General features: G+C 60.5%; 22 protein-coding genes. 17 read left to right on the top strand and 5 right to left on the bottom strand.

Annotation, left to right across the window (positions count from 1 at the left end):
• Positions 1-9: 9 nt before the first annotated feature.
• From EJA05_RS14200 to EJA05_RS14175, 5 genes are all read right to left on the bottom strand, one after another.
• Positions 10-393, bottom strand: a complete 384-nt coding sequence (locus tag EJA05_RS14200) for a response regulator transcription factor (RefSeq protein WP_125858735.1) — start codon at positions 391-393, stop codon at positions 10-12.
• A gap of 3 nt (positions 394-396) precedes the next feature.
• The gene (locus EJA05_RS14195) at positions 397-1,245 is read right to left on the bottom strand and encodes a ParB/RepB/Spo0J family partition protein (protein ID WP_223811819.1); all 849 of its coding nucleotides are present in this window, start codon (positions 1,243-1,245) and stop codon (positions 397-399) included.
• A 145-nt stretch (positions 1,246-1,390) separates the two neighbouring features.
• A complete protein-coding gene (locus EJA05_RS14190) occupies positions 1,391-2,065 on the bottom strand; it encodes a polysaccharide lyase family 7 protein (RefSeq protein ID WP_125858734.1) in 675 nt (224 codons plus the stop codon).
• 461 nt (positions 2,066-2,526) lie between these two features.
• Complete coding sequence (locus EJA05_RS28665) at positions 2,527-3,225, bottom strand: S24 family peptidase (RefSeq protein WP_125861317.1); 699 nt, start codon at positions 3,223-3,225, stop codon at positions 2,527-2,529.
• A gap of 696 nt (positions 3,226-3,921) precedes the next feature.
• Entirely contained in the window at positions 3,922-4,446 is a 525-nt protein-coding gene (locus EJA05_RS14175; protein WP_125858732.1) for a hypothetical protein, read from the bottom strand.
• Between the two features lie 115 nt (positions 4,447-4,561).
• Between EJA05_RS14175 and EJA05_RS14170 the strand changes: the two genes are divergently transcribed.
• The 17 genes from EJA05_RS14170 to EJA05_RS14090 all read left to right on the top strand — a co-directional run bounded on the left by EJA05_RS14170 (position 4,562) and on the right by EJA05_RS14090 (position 16,140).
• Positions 4,562-5,290, top strand: a complete 729-nt coding sequence (locus EJA05_RS14170) for a DnaT-like ssDNA-binding domain-containing protein (RefSeq protein WP_125858731.1) — start codon at positions 4,562-4,564, stop codon at positions 5,288-5,290.
• Entirely contained in the window at positions 5,287-5,970 is a 684-nt protein-coding gene (locus EJA05_RS14165; protein ID WP_125858730.1) for a replication protein P, read from the top strand. The genes EJA05_RS14170 and EJA05_RS14165 overlap by 4 nt, the downstream gene beginning before the upstream one ends.
• A complete protein-coding gene (locus tag EJA05_RS14160) occupies positions 5,967-6,185 on the top strand; it encodes a hypothetical protein (protein ID WP_223811818.1) in 219 nt (72 codons plus the stop codon). The genes EJA05_RS14165 and EJA05_RS14160 overlap by 4 nt, the downstream gene beginning before the upstream one ends.
• Positions 6,167-6,463, top strand: a complete 297-nt coding sequence (locus EJA05_RS14155) for a DUF1364 domain-containing protein (protein ID WP_125858729.1) — start codon at positions 6,167-6,169, stop codon at positions 6,461-6,463. Before EJA05_RS14160 ends, EJA05_RS14155 begins: the two co-directional genes overlap by 19 nt.
• The gene (locus tag EJA05_RS14150) at positions 6,460-6,900 is read left to right on the top strand and encodes a VRR-NUC domain-containing protein (RefSeq protein ID WP_125858728.1); all 441 of its coding nucleotides are present in this window, start codon (positions 6,460-6,462) and stop codon (positions 6,898-6,900) included. Before EJA05_RS14155 ends, EJA05_RS14150 begins: the two co-directional genes overlap by 4 nt.
• Positions 6,897-8,195, top strand: coding sequence for a tyrosine-type recombinase/integrase (locus EJA05_RS14145; RefSeq protein ID WP_125858727.1), 1,299 nt, complete (start codon positions 6,897-6,899; stop codon positions 8,193-8,195). The genes EJA05_RS14150 and EJA05_RS14145 overlap by 4 nt, the downstream gene beginning before the upstream one ends.
• Positions 8,192-8,488 (top strand): hypothetical protein, encoded by a 297-nt coding sequence (locus EJA05_RS14140; protein ID WP_125858726.1) that lies wholly within the window; start codon positions 8,192-8,194, stop codon positions 8,486-8,488. Before EJA05_RS14145 ends, EJA05_RS14140 begins: the two co-directional genes overlap by 4 nt.
• Positions 8,485-8,802 carry a hypothetical protein gene (locus EJA05_RS14135; protein WP_125858725.1) on the top strand — a complete coding sequence of 106 codons (318 nt, stop codon included), beginning with the start codon at positions 8,485-8,487 and terminating at the stop codon, positions 8,800-8,802. The genes EJA05_RS14140 and EJA05_RS14135 overlap by 4 nt, the downstream gene beginning before the upstream one ends.
• Positions 8,803-8,812: 10 nt before the next feature.
• Positions 8,813-9,499: a hypothetical protein gene (locus EJA05_RS14130; protein WP_125858724.1), complete on the top strand. Its 687-nt coding sequence runs from the start codon at positions 8,813-8,815 to the stop codon at positions 9,497-9,499.
• Between the two features lie 581 nt (positions 9,500-10,080).
• A complete protein-coding gene (locus EJA05_RS14125) occupies positions 10,081-10,632 on the top strand; it encodes a hypothetical protein (protein WP_125858723.1) in 552 nt (183 codons plus the stop codon).
• 73 nt (positions 10,633-10,705) lie between these two features.
• The gene (locus EJA05_RS14120) at positions 10,706-11,029 is read left to right on the top strand and encodes a phage holin, lambda family (protein WP_125858722.1); all 324 of its coding nucleotides are present in this window, start codon (positions 10,706-10,708) and stop codon (positions 11,027-11,029) included.
• A 3-nt stretch (positions 11,030-11,032) separates the two neighbouring features.
• Positions 11,033-11,353 carry an HNH endonuclease gene (locus EJA05_RS14115; protein ID WP_125858721.1) on the top strand — a complete coding sequence of 107 codons (321 nt, stop codon included), beginning with the start codon at positions 11,033-11,035 and terminating at the stop codon, positions 11,351-11,353.
• A gap of 274 nt (positions 11,354-11,627) precedes the next feature.
• Positions 11,628-11,957, top strand: a complete 330-nt coding sequence (locus tag EJA05_RS14110) for a phage terminase small subunit P27 family (RefSeq protein ID WP_323808586.1) — start codon at positions 11,628-11,630, stop codon at positions 11,955-11,957.
• Positions 11,917-13,713 (top strand): terminase large subunit, encoded by a 1,797-nt coding sequence (locus EJA05_RS14105; protein ID WP_125858719.1) that lies wholly within the window; start codon positions 11,917-11,919, stop codon positions 13,711-13,713. Before EJA05_RS14110 ends, EJA05_RS14105 begins: the two co-directional genes overlap by 41 nt.
• Positions 13,710-13,898 (top strand): hypothetical protein, encoded by a 189-nt coding sequence (locus EJA05_RS14100; protein ID WP_125858718.1) that lies wholly within the window; start codon positions 13,710-13,712, stop codon positions 13,896-13,898. Before EJA05_RS14105 ends, EJA05_RS14100 begins: the two co-directional genes overlap by 4 nt.
• A 2-nt stretch (positions 13,899-13,900) precedes the next feature.
• Positions 13,901-15,172 (top strand): phage portal protein, encoded by a 1,272-nt coding sequence (locus tag EJA05_RS14095; protein ID WP_125858717.1) that lies wholly within the window; start codon positions 13,901-13,903, stop codon positions 15,170-15,172.
• Complete coding sequence (locus EJA05_RS14090) at positions 15,169-16,140, top strand: S49 family peptidase (protein WP_125858716.1); 972 nt, start codon at positions 15,169-15,171, stop codon at positions 16,138-16,140. Before EJA05_RS14095 ends, EJA05_RS14090 begins: the two co-directional genes overlap by 4 nt.
• Positions 16,141-16,171: the final 31 nt, after the last annotated feature.

Raw genomic sequence — 16,171 nt, 5'->3', positions numbered from 1 at the left:
GGTCGGGAATCAGGCGTGGTATTCGAAGGCCTCGGCCTTGCGAACGATGCGGACTTGGGCAGTGCGCCGCTCGGGCGCCCGGCGATCACGGCGAAGCGGGTCGCTGTCGTCGATCACCGCATGCATTGCGATCAGGCCGGCGAGGGCGATGCACAGCGGGCTGATGATCTGCTGCCGCATGGCCTTGGTGACGGCCTCGATGCGCCTGCCGGCCTCCAACTTGAAGAGCGCGGCCTCGATGCGGTTCGCCACGGTGCCGGGGCTGACCGCCATCTGACGGGCGATTTCCTTTGTCGTGAGGCCTTGGGCCACCCACAGCAATGCTTCGAGCTCACGAGGAGCCAGCGCTTTACCGAGCTGGCCAATCCATGAGCCGCAGGTGATCGTGTCCATGACTTATCTCGGTATGGCGCCGTCCAGGGCTTTGCGCAGCTCAAGGACAAGCGCGGTAGGGATGGTGAGGGATCTGCTGTCCTCGTCGATGGCATCGAGCGATGCAATCAAATTGCGCGAGGCGGCGTGCACAGCTTCGAGACGGGGCTTCGGAATGGAAGGGCCTTTCATGCTGCCTGCGGTGACCTTCTTCTTGCCGTTGGCCTGGGCCTTCTCCAGCTCAGCGCCGAGCACCTTGCCTGCGCCGTCGCCGTGCTCGCGGACAACCTGAGCGGCGGTCGTGGCTGATACATGGCCTGCCGCGACCAGGTTCTGCACGTCGGTGTTCGCGTTGCCAACCGTGAGCACCTGCTCGACGTGCTGTCGGGTTCTGCCAACCTTCTTTGCGATCTGCTCGGGCACCCACCCGAAGGCCCGTAACCGTTTGTAGCCCTCGGCCAGCTCAAGAGGGGAGAGCTTTTCGTTCTCCTGGCTTGAGATGATCCGAGCCACGCGGTCGGCATCGCTGCCTTCGAATGCCACAACGGGCACCCAGGCCTCGAGGATGTTCGGGGTTTCCTTGTTGGGTGTGCGTGGCAGGCGACCTGCTTTGTCGAGCTTGAGCATGGCCCGGCGACGACGGTGGCCGTCAACGACCCACACACCACCCTCAGCTCGTGGGCGAACTTCAAGGGCTGGGATCTGGCCTCCATTGGCGATGAATTCGGCCAGGGCGTCGATGCTGGCTTCGAGAGCCTCACCCTCGGTGCGCAGGTTGAAGCCGGGTTCCTCGTGGAGGTCCTCGAGCTTCACCTTCATGGCGTCTGCGCGGCGCACATCGCCATCCTTGATCATTTGCTTGAATGACTTCATCGCAATTCACTTCCGTTGGGGCTGCATTGGAGAGCCGATCCCGCCTGTCTCCCTGAACACGCTTGTGTAGGGTCGGGAAGGCTCTCCGATGCAGCCTGGTGCTGGGGAAGACCATGTCATCGGGCCGCTATGCGGCTGCCAAGCCTTACGCGTGGGTGAGGGAGAGTTTGCTCAGGATGCAGACTGAGCCATCGCTTGCTGGAGTCGTGTCGGTGTAGTCGATCTGGTTGTACACGCCGCCATGGAAGTTCAGCAGCGACGAGCGCCAGGAGCTATCCAGCTTCAGTCGGCCGGACGACTCTGCGTCGCCATCACACTCGGCGGTTATGGTCAAAGCGCCCGAGGCCAGTACCCGAATGGTGACCTTGAACCTTGATCCGAGCGGCACACCCTTGAGGAGCGTGGTGTTCACCGGGCTCGCCTGATTGAACGTCTTGCGGAAACCGAGTGTGATGTTTCCTTTGCTCCAGAAGACTTTCACCGGCGGGCTGTCGTCATCCCTCACATGAAGCTGCGCGATAACCGCCTTCTGCGCGGAGTTGACCTTCGTCAGCGTCATCTCCTGCAGGCTGATGTGCTCATCGGCGCTTGCGAGCGACCAATACACCGGTTCCTTCCACTCGCACCGCGTGCGGTGAGTGCTTTTGCTCGAGGCGCCCTTGGTCGGCGCCGTGAGCTGGACCGAGCCATCGGACAGAACAGTCACGACGTTCGGAAGCTGTGCGATCGCTTGCGCTCCGCTGAGCTCAAGGGCTATAGGATTTGTGGAGGAAGTAGCTACGGGGGTGGTGATTGTCAGGATGTTGATGTTTACGGTCATGGGCACTTCTCCTGCTGGTGGGAGGGGTGAAGGTGGCAGTCCAGGCCGGACTGCGGCTCAGTGGCCGTCTAACCGTGCAGCTTCTTCGGTTGCGAGATAGGTAGTTCGCAACCAGGTGACTTCCCGTCTGGCCCTGTCGCCAAGGCCAGCCAGTGAAATCGGTTTCTCGGGGGATCTGTGATCCCGACAGCTGACCGCGAAGTAGTCCATGGCATGGCATCCCACCCGTCAGCACTCTTTGATCAAGGGCCATCTACGCTGCTGGCCACGGGGTGAGGCGCCCCTGTACCGAACTTGAAGGCGTTCGGCTCGCTGCCTTGTTGCTGGCCGGTGTCGATCCGGCGATTAGGCAAAATTACCCGCGGGTAACATATTCAGTCAATACCTATGGGTAATCTTTTTTTTGAGTGGACGAAAAAAAGCCCGCTCGTGCGGGCTTCATATCATTCTTTAGTGCAGAGCTAGAGCAGCACGGAGTACCAGAACACTCGCCCGATCACCAGGATATGCTTGGTGATCAGGTCATCCGCCGAGTACTCCTCGTCCGGATGTTCGTCTCGGTTGAAACTGCGGAGCCTAATCCCGCCTCCCGGAAGTCGGTATAGCGTTTTGACGCGCAATTGCCCGCCGTGATTGATGGCGTACATCTTGCCGTCGACGATGGCGGTTCGGCCTTGGTCAACGCCAACAGTGCTGCCGTCCGGCAGGACTGGCTCCATGCTGTTGCCGCTGACTGTCACGCAGACAGCATCACTTGGCTGAACCCCCTGGCGCCGAAGAGTCAGCTTTCCAAAGCGGAGTTTCCGTCCGCTGGACTGCTCGACAGCGGTTCGCCCTTGGCCTGCTGATAGTTCTACTTCCTTGAGAAACGGCACATAGACCTCGTCATCAGTCAGTGGCGTGTCGTCATCCCAGACGTCGAAGGAGCCGACGATCTCGGCATTCGACTGAATATCCGGTGAAGCCTTGGCCGAGAGTCCCGGCTGATCCATTGCATAGCGAGGAAGGCCGAGGGTGTCCTCGATCTCACGAGCAAGGTCTTCCCCGATCTTCTTTGCGCCAGAGCTATCTGGGCGAGCAAGGCATCGGGATATGTAATTCGCGCTCTTTCCCAGGGCATCGGCGATACGAGCCTGCTTGCCTTCGAAGCGCGAGTTCATGAGGAGCCGCAGATTGGAGCGGCGGATATCTGAAATTTCCATCGAGCAATGATCTGAAAACGTTACCAAAAGGTAAATTCCCTGCGGGTATTGTTTAATCATTACCCGGCGGTAATAATTCGGGTAACCATGAAGGAGGCCCGAACATGCGGACCAGAAAACACGGGCTACTGGAGTGGCTCAAAACAGCGACCGATGAGCAGGTCGCACGAACAGGAACCTCCCGGGCGTACCTGCGGCTCATTGCTTATGGGCACAAAACCGCATCAGCAGAGATGGCTGTGAAAACCGAGCTGGCCAGTGCGGGCGCAGTAACTCGAAAGCAGCTCCGGCCAGATGACTGGTCTGTGCTCTGGCCTGAGTTGGTAGCAGCCTGACGAAGTGAATTCTGCATGACCTGGCCTTGCGCCAGTAGATGACTGAAACACCTGTGAATTTAAACAGTATGGAGAATGGCAATGCTTGATCCGAAAGCGCGAGAAATCGCACTCCATTTCGTCGCTGCAAGAGCAGTCGGCACTCCAGCTGAGGCGGCCGCGCAGATTCTCGCCGGTTTCGCCGCCTTAGAAGCTAGGGGCGGCCCTCTCATTGTTTGGCCTGCAAGCCTCTCCCCGAAGGAGAAAGAAGCCGCTCTTGAGGCAGAACTAACAAGAATCCGCCAGGCCCGCATGGGCGCGGCGGAATTCTGGGGGCGCGCTACTCAGCCGGGTTCAGGTGGAGATCCTGAATACCCAGGTACTGGAAGTCCTGAGTCAGCTTCTGATGCGCTCGAGCGGGAAGCTGAAGGCCTGCCAGCTCTTCGTGGAGAAGCAGCACAAGCTGATCTTCATTCAGGGCCGCAACCTGATCGGGCAACCAATGATGCTTCTCTATGAGGCGGAGATGGGCAGGGGTCAAACCTTTAAATTCCTGCCAGCGGGTTGCGTGCTGTCGTCTGAATTTCTCGCAAAAGCAGAACAGAAGGTATCGGGAGAAAACTGCATAGGCGGCGTCTCGATAGTCACGATCAGTAACGGTTTGCCCCTCTGGAAGTTGCGAGAGGACAAAGCCTTCAAGCTGTTCTCGCCATACGTCTTCGTAACTCAACTGCTTCATTTGTCCGGCCTCCGATGGCCTTTTCGTGTGGAAGTAAAAAGCTACCACGGATGCGCCGGACGCCCATAACGCCTGAATCGCAGGCATAAAAAAACCGCCTGGCAGGGCGGTCTTCTGAAACAACATCGAGGTCGATTATGCACCGCACAGACGATGCAGGCAATACCGCGCATTCCACGTCAGTTTCCACGCTCTCGCTGAATCTGATGCGTCAGGACTTCAGTCATGGAGGGCGTCTGTAATGGCTCGTATCCGCACCATCAAGCCGGAGTTCTGGACCAGCGAACAGGTCATGGAATGCTCGGCGATGGCTCGACTCCTCTTCATCGGTATCTGGAACTTCTGCGACGACGCAGGCAACCACCCGATGTCTCCTAAGACCATCAAGGCGCTCGTTTTCCCCGGCGACGATATTACCGCGCAGGCAGTGGATGGGCTTCTCGCCGAGCTGGTGGCGAACCGCCTGATCACCCCCTATGAGGCGGCATCGAAGCAGTACCTACACGTCAATGGCTGGCACCACCAGAAGATCGACAGGCCTACCGTAAAGCACCCTGATTTCGTCGAGCCCTCGCCGACTGATCGTATAGACACAGGCGAAGGCTCGTCTAGCGATGGTCGAGCCCTCACCCCCGGAAAGGAAGGGAAGGGAAGTAATACACACTCTCCGCGTGAGCCGTTCGCGATGTTCCTCGAGTGGGTCCCTGACCAGGGTCAGCTTGAGGCTTACGCCAAGCGATCGGGCGTCCCAATCGCGGAGTTCTCGGAAAAGGCCACCGCGCAGTTCGTTGTCCATCACGACGCCAAGGGCCTGGCCAAGACCGAGAGCCAGTGGATTGCCGAACTGGTCGGCTGGATCAAACGTGATCTCGCGAACGCGGCCAAGGTTGTACCGCTGCGCACCGCCACTGGCGGGCCCCCGCTTGATGACGAAGACACGGCATGGATCGAGAGCGGGGGTGTCCAGTGAATCCGGTTGCCGTCGTTACGCATGGTTTGTGGGCCAAGGTGCAGGCCGGCCAGCACATATCGGCTGGTTGCGAGTTGCCGGCTGACGTGAAAGCCGAGCTCAACCGGAAGACTGCGGCAGTGATCAACGACCTGTTCCGCGATCTGCGTTCGATCTGCACCGCCTGGAAGCAAGCGTGGCCAGACCAGGCCACCTACACCGCCTCCAAGCAGCAATGGCTGACCGCTTTCCTCGAGGCCGGCATCAGCAGTCCCGAGCAGCTGCAATTCGGCCTCATGCGGTGCAGGCAGTCGGGCGCCGCGTTCATCCCGCCGCCCGGCGAGTTCATCCAGTGGTGCCAGCCTTCGCCGGAAATGCTGGGCCTCCCAACGCTGGCCGTGGCGTTCCGCGAGGCATGCCGTAATGCCCACCCAGCCATGGCGGGGAAGGGCAAGTGGAGCCATGACGCGGTATGGCATGCGGCGAAGGAGTGCGGTTTCGAGAACCTGAACAGGCTGGCCACCGACCTCAGCTCGAAGCTGTTCGAGCGCAACTACACGATCACTGTTCGGCGCCTCGTCGCTGGTGAGGCGCTGCAGCGCATGCCGCTTGCTCTTCCGGCTGAGGTGGCTGCCCGGCGCACCCCGAAAGTGGGCAACGACGCACTGGCGGCCATTCGAGCCGCAAGGAGAAAGGCATGACCGATCCGATGCAACTGCCACCCACCGTACCCGAGTACCGCTACGCGCTGTATTGCCGAAGCGACTTGCTCGACCTTTCCAGCAATCCGCAACCGCCCACGGCGCTTTATCGCTGTGAGCGACTGGCGATCGCCCACGGCCAACTCATGTGGCCGAGCACCTATCGCGTCATCGATCTTCATGGAGAAGACAGCCCATGCGGCAGACCAAACTGACCAAGGCCGCGCGCGGCCGGGAGTGCCAAGTGCGTATCCCGGGTGTCTGCAACGGCAATTCTGAAACCACCGTCCTCGCTCACTACCGCTTGGCCGGCACCTGTGGCGTCGGCAATAAGCCGCACGATCTGCAGGGCGCTTGGTCCTGCAGCGCCTGCCATGACGCCTGCGACGGCCGTAGTCGGGTCATCGACCGCGACACCGCACGCCAGTATCACGCTGAGGGTGTGATGCGCACCCAGGCCATCCTGCTGAGCGAGGGGGTGTTGGTTGCATGAACGATCAGAAGCCACCATTTCGTAATCCGGCGATTCGAAAGCCCCGCCTGACTCGCGCTAAGCCAGTCGACCGGGAAGGGCTGGAGCAGGCTGCGCTGATGACCGAGATTTGCCTGAAACATCCTGATGTGCACGAGCTGATCTACCACGTCCCGAATGGCGGTCATCGGGTCAAGGCCGTGGCGGCCAAGCTCAAGGCCCAGGGCGTGAAAGCCGGGATTCCAGACCTGGTCCTACCCATGGCCCGCGGCGGTTACTTCGGCCTGTACATCGAGTTCAAGGCGACGGTCGAGCCTGCCGCCGTGTCAGCCAGCCAGCGTGATTGCCTGCGTCGTCTGAACGAGCAGGGCTACCTCGCCATCGTGTGCCGCGGGCACTTCGACGCCATGGAGCAGCTGCGGGCCTACCTGATACTGCCGGCCACGGTGGCGGCATGAGTGCAACGCGGGAAGTGAAATTCAGCGAGGCCGAGGTGCGTCGGCAGGCGGCCGACACGTCAGTGCGTGACCTGCGCGACCCGCGCCACCCTGGCCTGTACCTGCGGTTCTGGAGCAATCGCGAGCGGGCTAGCTGGCACCTGGTGCGCGGCAAGCAGTGGGTGCCCGTTGCGCGCTGGCCAGAGCTGAGTGTGTCGGCGGTGCTGGCCGAGCTGCCTGCACTGCGTCGACGCCTGCTGCGCAGTCCGGCCACCGCGGCGATTGCCTCGGGGATGGTAACCGTGGGGCAGCTGCTCGACTGGTACGGCGACCGCATGGCCCGTGACCGCTCACTGTCGACCAAGCGCAAGGCCGGCGCCCGCTCGGCCATCGCTCAGCACCTGAAACCACGCCTGGATGTCCTGGCCCTGGCTGACGTGAACGCCGACACCTTGGACAAGCACCTGATGTGGCCGTGCCAGGCGGAGGTGTCGCTGTCGTACCTGCGGCAGATGTTCGTGCTGCTGCTGACCGCCTTCCGCCAGGCCCGGCAGCTCGGCCTGATCGACCACAACCCCATGGCCGGGATGCGCTTCAGCGACTTCACCAAGGCCAAGATCCTGCCCAAGGCGGCGCGCCTGCGTGACTTGCAGCTGCCCGAGCTGGTGCAGCAGCTGGCCGAGTCCTTCAAGGCGACCCCGGGTGACGCCATGCTGGCCCTGATGATGCTCGCTCACGGCACGCGAATCGGTGAGACCCGCATGGCGCGCTGGGCGGATATCTCGCTGGCCGCGGCCGAGTGGTTTATCCCGGCGGCGAACACCAAGACCCGCACCGAGCACCGCCTGCCACTGACGGCCCAGCTCAAGGCGCTGCTGGTCCGGTACCGGGCCATTCAGCAGGCCCAGGGCTACGAGGGCGTGTACCTGTTCCCTAATCGCCGCGGCCTGTCGCTGAGCGAGACTCAGGCCAGTGCCGTGTTCACCCGGCTGGGGCAGGGCGCCTGGACCAGTCATGACCTGCGCAAGGTGTCGCGCAGTACCTGGACTGACCTCGGCATCGACGGCCACATCGGCGAGATGCTGCTCAACCACTCGTTGGGCAAGATCGCCGCCACCTACATCAACACCCAAGCGATGCAGCAGCGCAGAGCGGCGTTGGACAAGTGGCACGCCTGGTTAGACGGCATTGGCTTTGGTGCGATTCACGGCCTTACCGAGGCCTTATTTGAAATTTCACAGAATTGCACGCAGCCCGCTGATGGCGTGGCTTTGAGCAGCCTTAGTGAATTTGTTACTGGCGAGGATTCGAAATGAAGAATGAAGACAAGGTCCGCGCCCAGTTCGAGGAGCGCTACGAGGTGCCGAGTGGGATGCGATGGGACCCACAGGTCGGCCTGGCGGGCTATTACGTCCCGGACTGCACCAGCTGCTGCTCCGGTGATCGGGTCGCTCTATACGTTGCCCGCTGGGAAGCGTGGCAGGCCTCTCGCGAACGCCTTTGCGTCACCAATCCGTTTCCCGCCCAGATGGGCGACCCCGATGGGGATTGGGCGCGAGAGGTGGCTGAAAAGTCGTTGCGAGCCCAAGGGCTGAAGGTGGTCGATTGATGAAGAAGCACGGCCCAGCCTTCAAGAAGGCCGTGATCGAACTGGACAAGTGCCCTTTGTGCCTTGGGAGAGCGGTCATCAAGGGCGTGTTTCACGATCTGCCATGCGACCACTGCAATGCCTCGGGCTGGGTAGTGGCTGCAACCGGCGAGGCGCTGGCCCTGGATGAACTGGTGACCCAGCTCAGCATGAGGCTGCAGGTCGCGACACGGCAGATCGAGCAGTTGAAAAGACCTCAGGCCGGCGGGCCGGAGGCGGGATATCAGGGAAGCAACCGGCGCGGCGCCGGCGGCACCAACTACACCGGGGATTGAGGGGAAGGACATGATCTATAACAGCGTATCGGGGGCAGTAGTGGCGGCATTGGCGGCGGGCGAGAAGGGCGCCGCGAAGGGGCAGGCCTGGCAGAAGCTGTACAAATCGGCCGAAGAGGAGGGCGGCTGTTTGGCCTCACTGGGTGGTCGATCGGGAGGCATCGATCGCACCCAGGTCGATTACTGGCTGTCGGCCCGCCTGCACCACATGCTCAAGGGGCGGCACTGGCATGCCTTGGTCGCCAAGTACAGCACCAACAAGGTGAAGAAGGTGCAGGCCATCACGCTGGTAAGGCCGCTCATCGCGAGCCCGGCGACTGCGTTGTTCATCTACAAGGCAGTGACCGCTTGGGCAATCCCGAAGCTGAAGGGCGAACGCCGCAAAGCTCCTCGCTCTGTATCGGTCGACATTCCGCTGGATGCGTCATCGTGGCGCCGCGAAGCTACCGTGAATGCGGCGGTCGCCGCCGGCCATGCAGCAAAGAAGCGCATCGAAGCCCTGGAAGAGGATGTGATTATCCTGCCGGACAGCTTCTACGACATGAACACCTGGGATTTGGATGCTACGCCGGAGTCTACGCGCCGACGCTGGAGGTTCGAAATCTACGAGAAGCTTGACGGTATGATTGATGACGCACTGAAGGAGGTTGAGGTGATTCTGGCAGCTGAAGGCCTTCTCGTTAGAGAGGTCGCTTGACGCGTACCTTCCAATTGCCATCATCATCCCTGTTCCGTCTTGCTTTTCAAGGTGTTATAGTCTTGCCGCCACACACATATATATACACACATGCATCCGAAAGGCGGTGAGCCATGGCAGGAAAACGGTGCCCAAATCCGCTTTGCGGTGAGCTGACGTTCCACAAAACGTCGACGGGACGGGAATGCTCGAAATGCTTCACGGTTATGACCACTCCGCCGAACAATGGGAAGGGCGGAAAAGGGAAGTTATGCCCAAATTGCGATAAGCACACACTCTTCAACGGCAGCTGCCGAAACGAGAGTTGCGGAGCTAAGGTGACGATCCCAAAACCAAAAGCACCGCGCCCTGCACCTCAAAAATGATCCTTTGAAGGTGGATTAGGCGACGGTATTTACCATTCACTTGACTTGAATGATCATCTGAGCGAAATTATCTACATCCTGTCATTCCTGCGCGTGTTGAGGAGTGACCACCGAAAGCCCGGCCACTGTGTCGGGCTTTTTCGTTTTCGGGCCTCGCGAATCAAGCAAAGGCTGATAGCATTCCGATCTCACTTATTCACCAGAGAGCAAAAAGGAATGTTTGCGCGAACTGCTGCAATTGGCCTGTTGATGGTCCCGCTCGTTGCGAGCGCCGCACAAAAAACGGAGTACCTGATCCCAGAAAACTGGGAGGCGAATAAGTCTACAGCTGCAACGGAAACCTCTTTGGACCTGACGCCGAAGTCGTTCCAGTCCGGGATGAGCAAGCATCTCAAGGAGATCCCGCAGTGTGCCGACGCTAAGCTTGGCAAGGGCGAGCTGATCAAGGATGGAACGGTGGTTTACCAGACGCTCAAATTGAACGGCGCCGGCCTTGATATCATCCTTGACGTGAACTCGAAGGGCAAAATCTCCAATGCCAAGTTCACAGGGCCGGAAGGCCCACAGAATGACCCCCAGTTGCGAGTGATGATGTGCTCGACTTACGCCGTCATGCGTACTCTCCAGCCTCAGTACGAAACGCCTGAGCAGGCTCAGCGAAACATGAGTCATTTGTGGAAGTCTGCGGTTTCCAAGCCCTTCACCAAGGCGTTTTACTTCAACACCATCAAGGCCCAGTCCGTTCCGTTCGAGATGAACGTTTACTGAGGCAGAAAGTCACCACAAACCCCGCTTCGGCGGGGTTTTTCATTTTGCGCTCCCCGCAACGGGAGGAATCGAGATGCCGAACATGCCCGAGAAGGATCCTGGCCTGTGGGCCGCTGCGCTTGCGTGGTTGATTGCGCATCAGCCGCAGCTGGCCACCGGCGGCATCGCCGCTGCCGTGGCCATGTGTCGTGTGGTTTACGGCGGAGGCCGAGGTCGGAAGGTAGTCCTTGAGGCCGCCATCTGCAGCCTTATCGCAATCAGCTTGCTGCCCGTTTTGGAGTACTTTGCGCTGCCGCCAAACCTGTCGGTCTTCGCCGGCTGCATGGTTGGCTTCATGGGTGTCGATAAGCTGCGTGAGTATTCGGACCGCTTTATGAGCAAAAAGGCGGAGGGCTGACGCATGGCCCTCGTCGGTCAAGGCAAGACCCCGAGCCCCTATGGCTACCGCTGGCAGCAGGCCCGCGAAGGATGGCTGCGCAAGCACCCGCTCTGCATTCGTTGCAAGCAGACAGGCATCAATAAACCAGCCAACGTCGTCGACCACATCCAGCCGCACCGAGGCGACATGACTCTGTTCTGGGATCGGACCAACTGGCAGTCGCTGTGCATCAACTGCCACAACTCCTACAAGCAGCGCCTGGAGAAGTCAGGGCGCGAGGCAGGGTGCGACGTAGGCGGGAGACCGCTGGACCCCCGGCACCACTGGAATCGGCCTTCCTGAAAGCCTCCGGGCGCTACGGGGCCCCATCATCTGGGGCAGGGGGGGTAAAAATGTTTTTTGCGAAACCTTTCCTGACCGATCGCCCTCCTCTTTACACAAAACCGCGAAATGAAATGATTTTTTTTGAGAGCAAAAAATGGCCGGGAGAAGACCCACCCCGACAGAGCTGAAGCTTGTCAGAGGGAACCCCGGCAAGCGCGCTATCAACAAGAAAGAACCCCAACCAGCGAGGCGCATTCCCAGCGCTCCGGCACATTTGACGTGTGAAGGGCAGGTGGCCTGGGGTCGCCTGACGGTGCTGCTTGACCGTATGGGTGTGCTCACCGAGGCAGATGGCTTTGCCTTGGAGCGACTCTGCGACTGCTACGCCGAAATCCTCGCTCTGCGTGAAACGGTCGACGCTCAGGGGCGCACCTACGAGACGACCAGCACACAAGGTGAGCTTGTGCTCAAGGCAAACCCTGCCGTTGCCATGCTCGCCGACGTTGATCGCCGCTTCAAAAGCTACCTGGTCGAGTTCGGCCTGACCCCAGCCGCCCGATCCAAAGTCCAGGTGAAAGAGAATGACGACAAGGAAGACCCGCTCGCGGAGCACTTCGGTTGACGATCCAGCAACCCAGTACGCCAGGGAGGTGCATTCGGGTGAGCGGATCGCAGGGCCGGACATCCGCAATGCGTGCGCTCGGCATCTTCGGGACTTGGAAGAGGGTCCAAAGCGGGGGTTGTTCTGGGATCTTGATGAGGCCAACAAGGCCATACGGTTCTATCGCGCAGTCCTGAAACTCAATGGTGGCGAGTTCGAAGGGCAGCCGTTCGAACTTTTGCCTTGGCAGAAATTCATTGTTGGTAGCATTTTTGGCTGGAAGGGCAGTGACGGTTACCGCCGGTTTCGAGTGGTATACGTCGAAAGCGGCAAAGGGTCAGGCAAATCCCCTTTGGCCGCCGGGGTTGGGTTGAGGGGTTTGGTTGGGGACAACGAGGCCCGTGCCGAAATCTACGCCGCTGCAACCAAAAAGGATCAGGCCATGATCCTGTTCCGCGACGCTGTCGCCATGGTGCAGCAGTCGCCGGAGCTGACCAAGCGCCTCGCCTGCAGCGGTACCGGTCAGAACATCTGGAACCTGGCCTACCTCAAGGCGGGATCGTTCTTCCGCCCGATCAGTTCGGATGACGGTCAGTCCGGCCCACGGCCGCACATGGCGCTGATCGACGAGGTGCATGAGCACAAGACCAACCTGGTCGTGGAGATGATGCGCGCCGGCACCAAGAGCCGGAAACAGGCGCTGATCTTCATGATTACTAACAGTGGCTCCAACAAGCGCGGCCCCTGCTGGGAATACCATGAGTATGGCTCTCGGGTGGCTTCGGGTGCGCTCACCGATGACGGATTTTTCGCCTACATCTGCTCGCTGGATGAAGGTGATGACCCCATTCAGGACGAAAGCTGCTGGTTCAAATCCAACCCATCTCTACAGGACGCCGACCTGCCTGGCATGAAGTACCTGCGTGAGCAGGTGACAGAGGCTCGTGGCATGCCGAGTAAAGAGGCGATGGTGCGCCGGCTCAACTTCTGTGAGTGGACCGGCGCCGAATCGCCGTGGATTTCGTGGGATGTCTGGAGCCAAGCCGAAGAGCGCGTGCCGATGTCGCTTTTGCGCAGTCGCCCCTGCGTTGGAGGCCTCGACCTGTCCAGCACCACGGACCTCACGTCCTTCGTCCTGCTGTTCTATCCGACCTTCGAGGATCCGCACTGGCGGCTGTTGCCGTACTTCTGGATCCCTGACCACGAACTGGACAAGCGCGAGGCGCGCGACAAAGTGCCTTACGCGGCATGGATCAAGTCGGGGGATCTTGAAACGACACCTGGGCGCGCCATCAGCAAGCTGCATGTGCTGCGCCGGATGCAAACCATTTGCGACTACTTTCAGGTAGACAAAATCGCTTACGACCGTTGGCGCATCGAGGACATGCGTCAGTTGATGAGCGAGTACGACATCACACTGCCGGAGCTGGTGGAGTTCGGACAGGGCTTCAAGGACATGGGGCCTGCAGTCGACGAGTTTGAGCGTCGACTGCTTGGCATCATCGAGTTGCGGTCAGAGGAAGAGGGTAGCACCGAAGAGTTCTTCGACACTGAGGCGGTGGAGTCGCTGCGCCACGACGGCAACCCGGTAATGACCTGGTGCGCCGGCAACGCAGTGATCGTTTCCGATCCGGCAGGCAATCGCAAGGCAGACAAGGCAAAAGCGACGGGCCGCATCGATGGGATCATTGCCTCGATCATGGCTACCGGCATCAGTGGCGCAGTGTCCTCGGGAAGTAGCGGTAGTTCCATTTACGACGAAGGAGTAGGGGTTTGAAAACCATTGCAATCGCTGCGTGGATTGCCGGCCTGGCTGGCTTTGCACTGCTGATCAGCGGCATCGCCCTTATTCACGTGCCGGCGGCTCTGATGGCCGCCGGGCTCGGTTTGATTGGTTGGGCGTGGCTGGCAGATAAAGCGGCCGCCCGCATGCAGCTCAAACGTAGCCCGGAGGGAGGTTGATCATGTTCTTCAGCAATCTTCTTGGCGGTAATGAGGCGCTGGTTTCGGAAGCGGGCGGTGGCGCTTGGCGCGGAGGGGGTGGGTCTGGGCGGACTGCAGCAGGCGTCACCGTCACCCCCGAGACCGCTCTTGCTATTACTGTCTTGCAGACCTGCGTCACGCTGCTGGCTGAGAGCGTGGGTCAGCTGCCGCTTGAGCTCTATCGTCGTTTAGGCGATGGCAAGCGTGAGTCAGCGATAGCTCACCCGCTCTACGATGTTCTGCGCTACCAGCCGAACCCCTGGCAGACGCCGTACGAGTACCGCGAGTCTGGCCAGCTTTCCCTGGGGCTGCGGGGGAACTGCTACAGCTTCATCGACCGCAACGATGACGGGTCGGTGAAGGGCCTTTACCCGCTGCGAAACGACAAGGTAACGGTACTCAAGGGCGGCGATCTACGCCCCGTGTATCGCGTTGGTGGGCATGAGCCATTGCCCATGCGCCTGATTCACCATGTACGTTGGCACACAAAGAACCACTACATCGGAATGTCTCCCGTTGAGCTGCATGCCGATGCCGTCGGCCTTGCGCATGCGGTCAGGCAGTATGCGGGCAAGTCATTTGCCAATGGTACTGCCGTCAGCGGCGTTATCGAGCGCCCACGAGAGGCTCCGCCGATCAAGGAGCAGGGCAGTATCGACCGCATCCTCGATCAGTGGGGCAACAAGTTCTCGGGCATCGATAACGCGAAGAAGGTCGCGATGCTGCAGGAAGGCATGACCTTTAAGCCGGTGTCGATGAACAACGTCGACGCCGAGCTGCTGGGCATCCTCAAGGCAACAGGGCTCGATATCGCACGGATCTACAAGATACCTCCGCACATGATCAACGAGCTTGAGAAGGCCAGCTATAACAGCCTTGAGCAGTTGTTGATCCAATACGTGATCTTCGCCTTGATGCCCTGGGTGAAGCGCCACGAGCAGGCCATGATGCGCGACTTCCTGCTGCCATCTGAGCGTCGGGATTACTTCATCGAGTTCAATCTCTCCGGCCTGCTGCGCGGTGACCAGAAGAGCCGTTATGACGCCTACGCAATCGGCAGGCAGTGGGGGTGGCTGTCGATCAACGACATCCGGCGACTGGAAAACATGCCCCCCGTCGCTAACGGTGATAGCTACTTGCAGCCGCTAAACATGACGGATGTAGCGCACGGCCTGCCCGACATGAACAACCCCAACGTCCGCGCTCAGCTGGAGCAGCAGCGCGACGATATCCTAAGGATGCTTGCCGCATGAAACGACATCTGCGTGCTGCCAGCTTGCTGTTCAATCAGCCGCTGCTGACGACGCCCGACATGCTGGACCTGGCGGTACGCTGGGCCAACCAGACCATGAGCCTCAACATCGTCAATTTGAGCATGGGGGGCGCGGCAGCCAATCCCTCAATGTACTACGACGATGACGATTACCAGGCGGAGCAGGACCGCCGTGAAGAGCAGCGGCGTGCTGCCATCGCGCTAACCGGCGTGGAAGTGATCGCGGTGCATGGCGTTCTCGTCAGCCGCGGCAGTCACCTGAATGCCTGCGAGACGATGACCAGCTATGAAGGGCTGCGTGCCGCCCTTAACCAGGCCGTCGCCGACCCGATGGTCGAACACATCGTGCTCGACATCGACAGCCCAGGCGGCAGCGCGGTTGGCGCCTTCGAGCTGGCAGCGGACATCCGCGCCGCGACCAAGATCAAGCCCATCACCGGGCTGGTCAACTTCATGGCGTACTCCGGGGGCTACTTGATTGCGTCGGCCTGCACCGAGGTCGTCGTCAGCCTGACCTCGGGCGTGGGCTCCATCGGCGTGGTGGCCAGTCACATGGACCGCTCGAAGATGATCGAAGGCATGGGGGTCAAGGTCACCACGGTCTTCGCCGGGGCGCACAAGAACGACCTGAGCCCAAACGAGCCGCTTACCGAACAATCCCTGCAGGTGCTCAACGATGTCGTGCAGGAGAGCTATCAGCTCTTCACCACCCATGTCGCCGAGTACCGCGGCCGCGATGTTGCCGAGATCATCGCCACCGAAGCCGCCTGTTACCGCGGCGCATCCGCCATCGCCATCGGCCTGGCTGATCGCCTGGAGTCGCCGCAGCTTGCGGTAGACAACCTTTCGCGGGCAGTCGCTCTCAGCCGTGCGCAGCGCCAAGGCGCACAGCCACAGCAGCGCATCAGCGTGAGGGCCTCGGCCTTCGCCATTCAGTCTCAACTCTGACCGCGTTCGCGGCAGTGACCACAACCGCCTG

Origin of the sequence: Pseudomonas oryziphila (genome assembly GCF_003940825.1) — a bacterium.
GTDB lineage: Bacteria > Pseudomonadota > Gammaproteobacteria > Pseudomonadales > Pseudomonadaceae > Aquipseudomonas > Aquipseudomonas sichuanensis.
The sequence above is the reverse complement of the archived record's forward strand: the minus strand, read 5'-3'. Positions and strand labels throughout refer to the sequence as shown.

Coding starts and splice junctions, on each gene's coding strand:
- EJA05_RS14200 (WP_125858735.1), bottom strand. CDS start 393: ATGGACACGATCACCTGCGGCTCATGGATTGGCCAGCTCGGTAAAGCG.
- EJA05_RS14195 (WP_223811819.1), bottom strand. CDS start 1,245: ATGAAGTCATTCAAGCAAATGATCAAGGATGGCGATGTGCGCCGCGCA.
- EJA05_RS14190 (WP_125858734.1), bottom strand. CDS start 2,065: ATGACCGTAAACATCAACATCCTGACAATCACCACCCCCGTAGCTACT.
- EJA05_RS28665 (WP_125861317.1), bottom strand. CDS start 3,225: ATGAACTCGCGCTTCGAAGGCAAGCAGGCTCGTATCGCCGATGCCCTG.
- EJA05_RS14175 (WP_125858732.1), bottom strand. CDS start 4,446: ATGTTGTTTCAGAAGACCGCCCTGCCAGGCGGTTTTTTTATGCCTGCG.
- EJA05_RS14170 (WP_125858731.1), top strand. CDS start 4,562: ATGGCTCGTATCCGCACCATCAAGCCGGAGTTCTGGACCAGCGAACAG.
- EJA05_RS14160 (WP_223811818.1), top strand. CDS start 5,967: ATGACCGATCCGATGCAACTGCCACCCACCGTACCCGAGTACCGCTAC.
- EJA05_RS14155 (WP_125858729.1), top strand. CDS start 6,167: ATGCGGCAGACCAAACTGACCAAGGCCGCGCGCGGCCGGGAGTGCCAA.
- EJA05_RS14150 (WP_125858728.1), top strand. CDS start 6,460: ATGAACGATCAGAAGCCACCATTTCGTAATCCGGCGATTCGAAAGCCC.
- EJA05_RS14145 (WP_125858727.1), top strand. CDS start 6,897: ATGAGTGCAACGCGGGAAGTGAAATTCAGCGAGGCCGAGGTGCGTCGG.
- EJA05_RS14140 (WP_125858726.1), top strand. CDS start 8,192: ATGAAGAATGAAGACAAGGTCCGCGCCCAGTTCGAGGAGCGCTACGAG.
- EJA05_RS14130 (WP_125858724.1), top strand. CDS start 8,813: ATGATCTATAACAGCGTATCGGGGGCAGTAGTGGCGGCATTGGCGGCG.
- EJA05_RS14125 (WP_125858723.1), top strand. CDS start 10,081: ATGTTTGCGCGAACTGCTGCAATTGGCCTGTTGATGGTCCCGCTCGTT.
- EJA05_RS14120 (WP_125858722.1), top strand. CDS start 10,706: ATGCCGAACATGCCCGAGAAGGATCCTGGCCTGTGGGCCGCTGCGCTT.
- EJA05_RS14115 (WP_125858721.1), top strand. CDS start 11,033: ATGGCCCTCGTCGGTCAAGGCAAGACCCCGAGCCCCTATGGCTACCGC.
- EJA05_RS14105 (WP_125858719.1), top strand. CDS start 11,917: ATGACGACAAGGAAGACCCGCTCGCGGAGCACTTCGGTTGACGATCCA.
- EJA05_RS14095 (WP_125858717.1), top strand. CDS start 13,901: ATGTTCTTCAGCAATCTTCTTGGCGGTAATGAGGCGCTGGTTTCGGAA.
- EJA05_RS14090 (WP_125858716.1), top strand. CDS start 15,169: ATGAAACGACATCTGCGTGCTGCCAGCTTGCTGTTCAATCAGCCGCTG.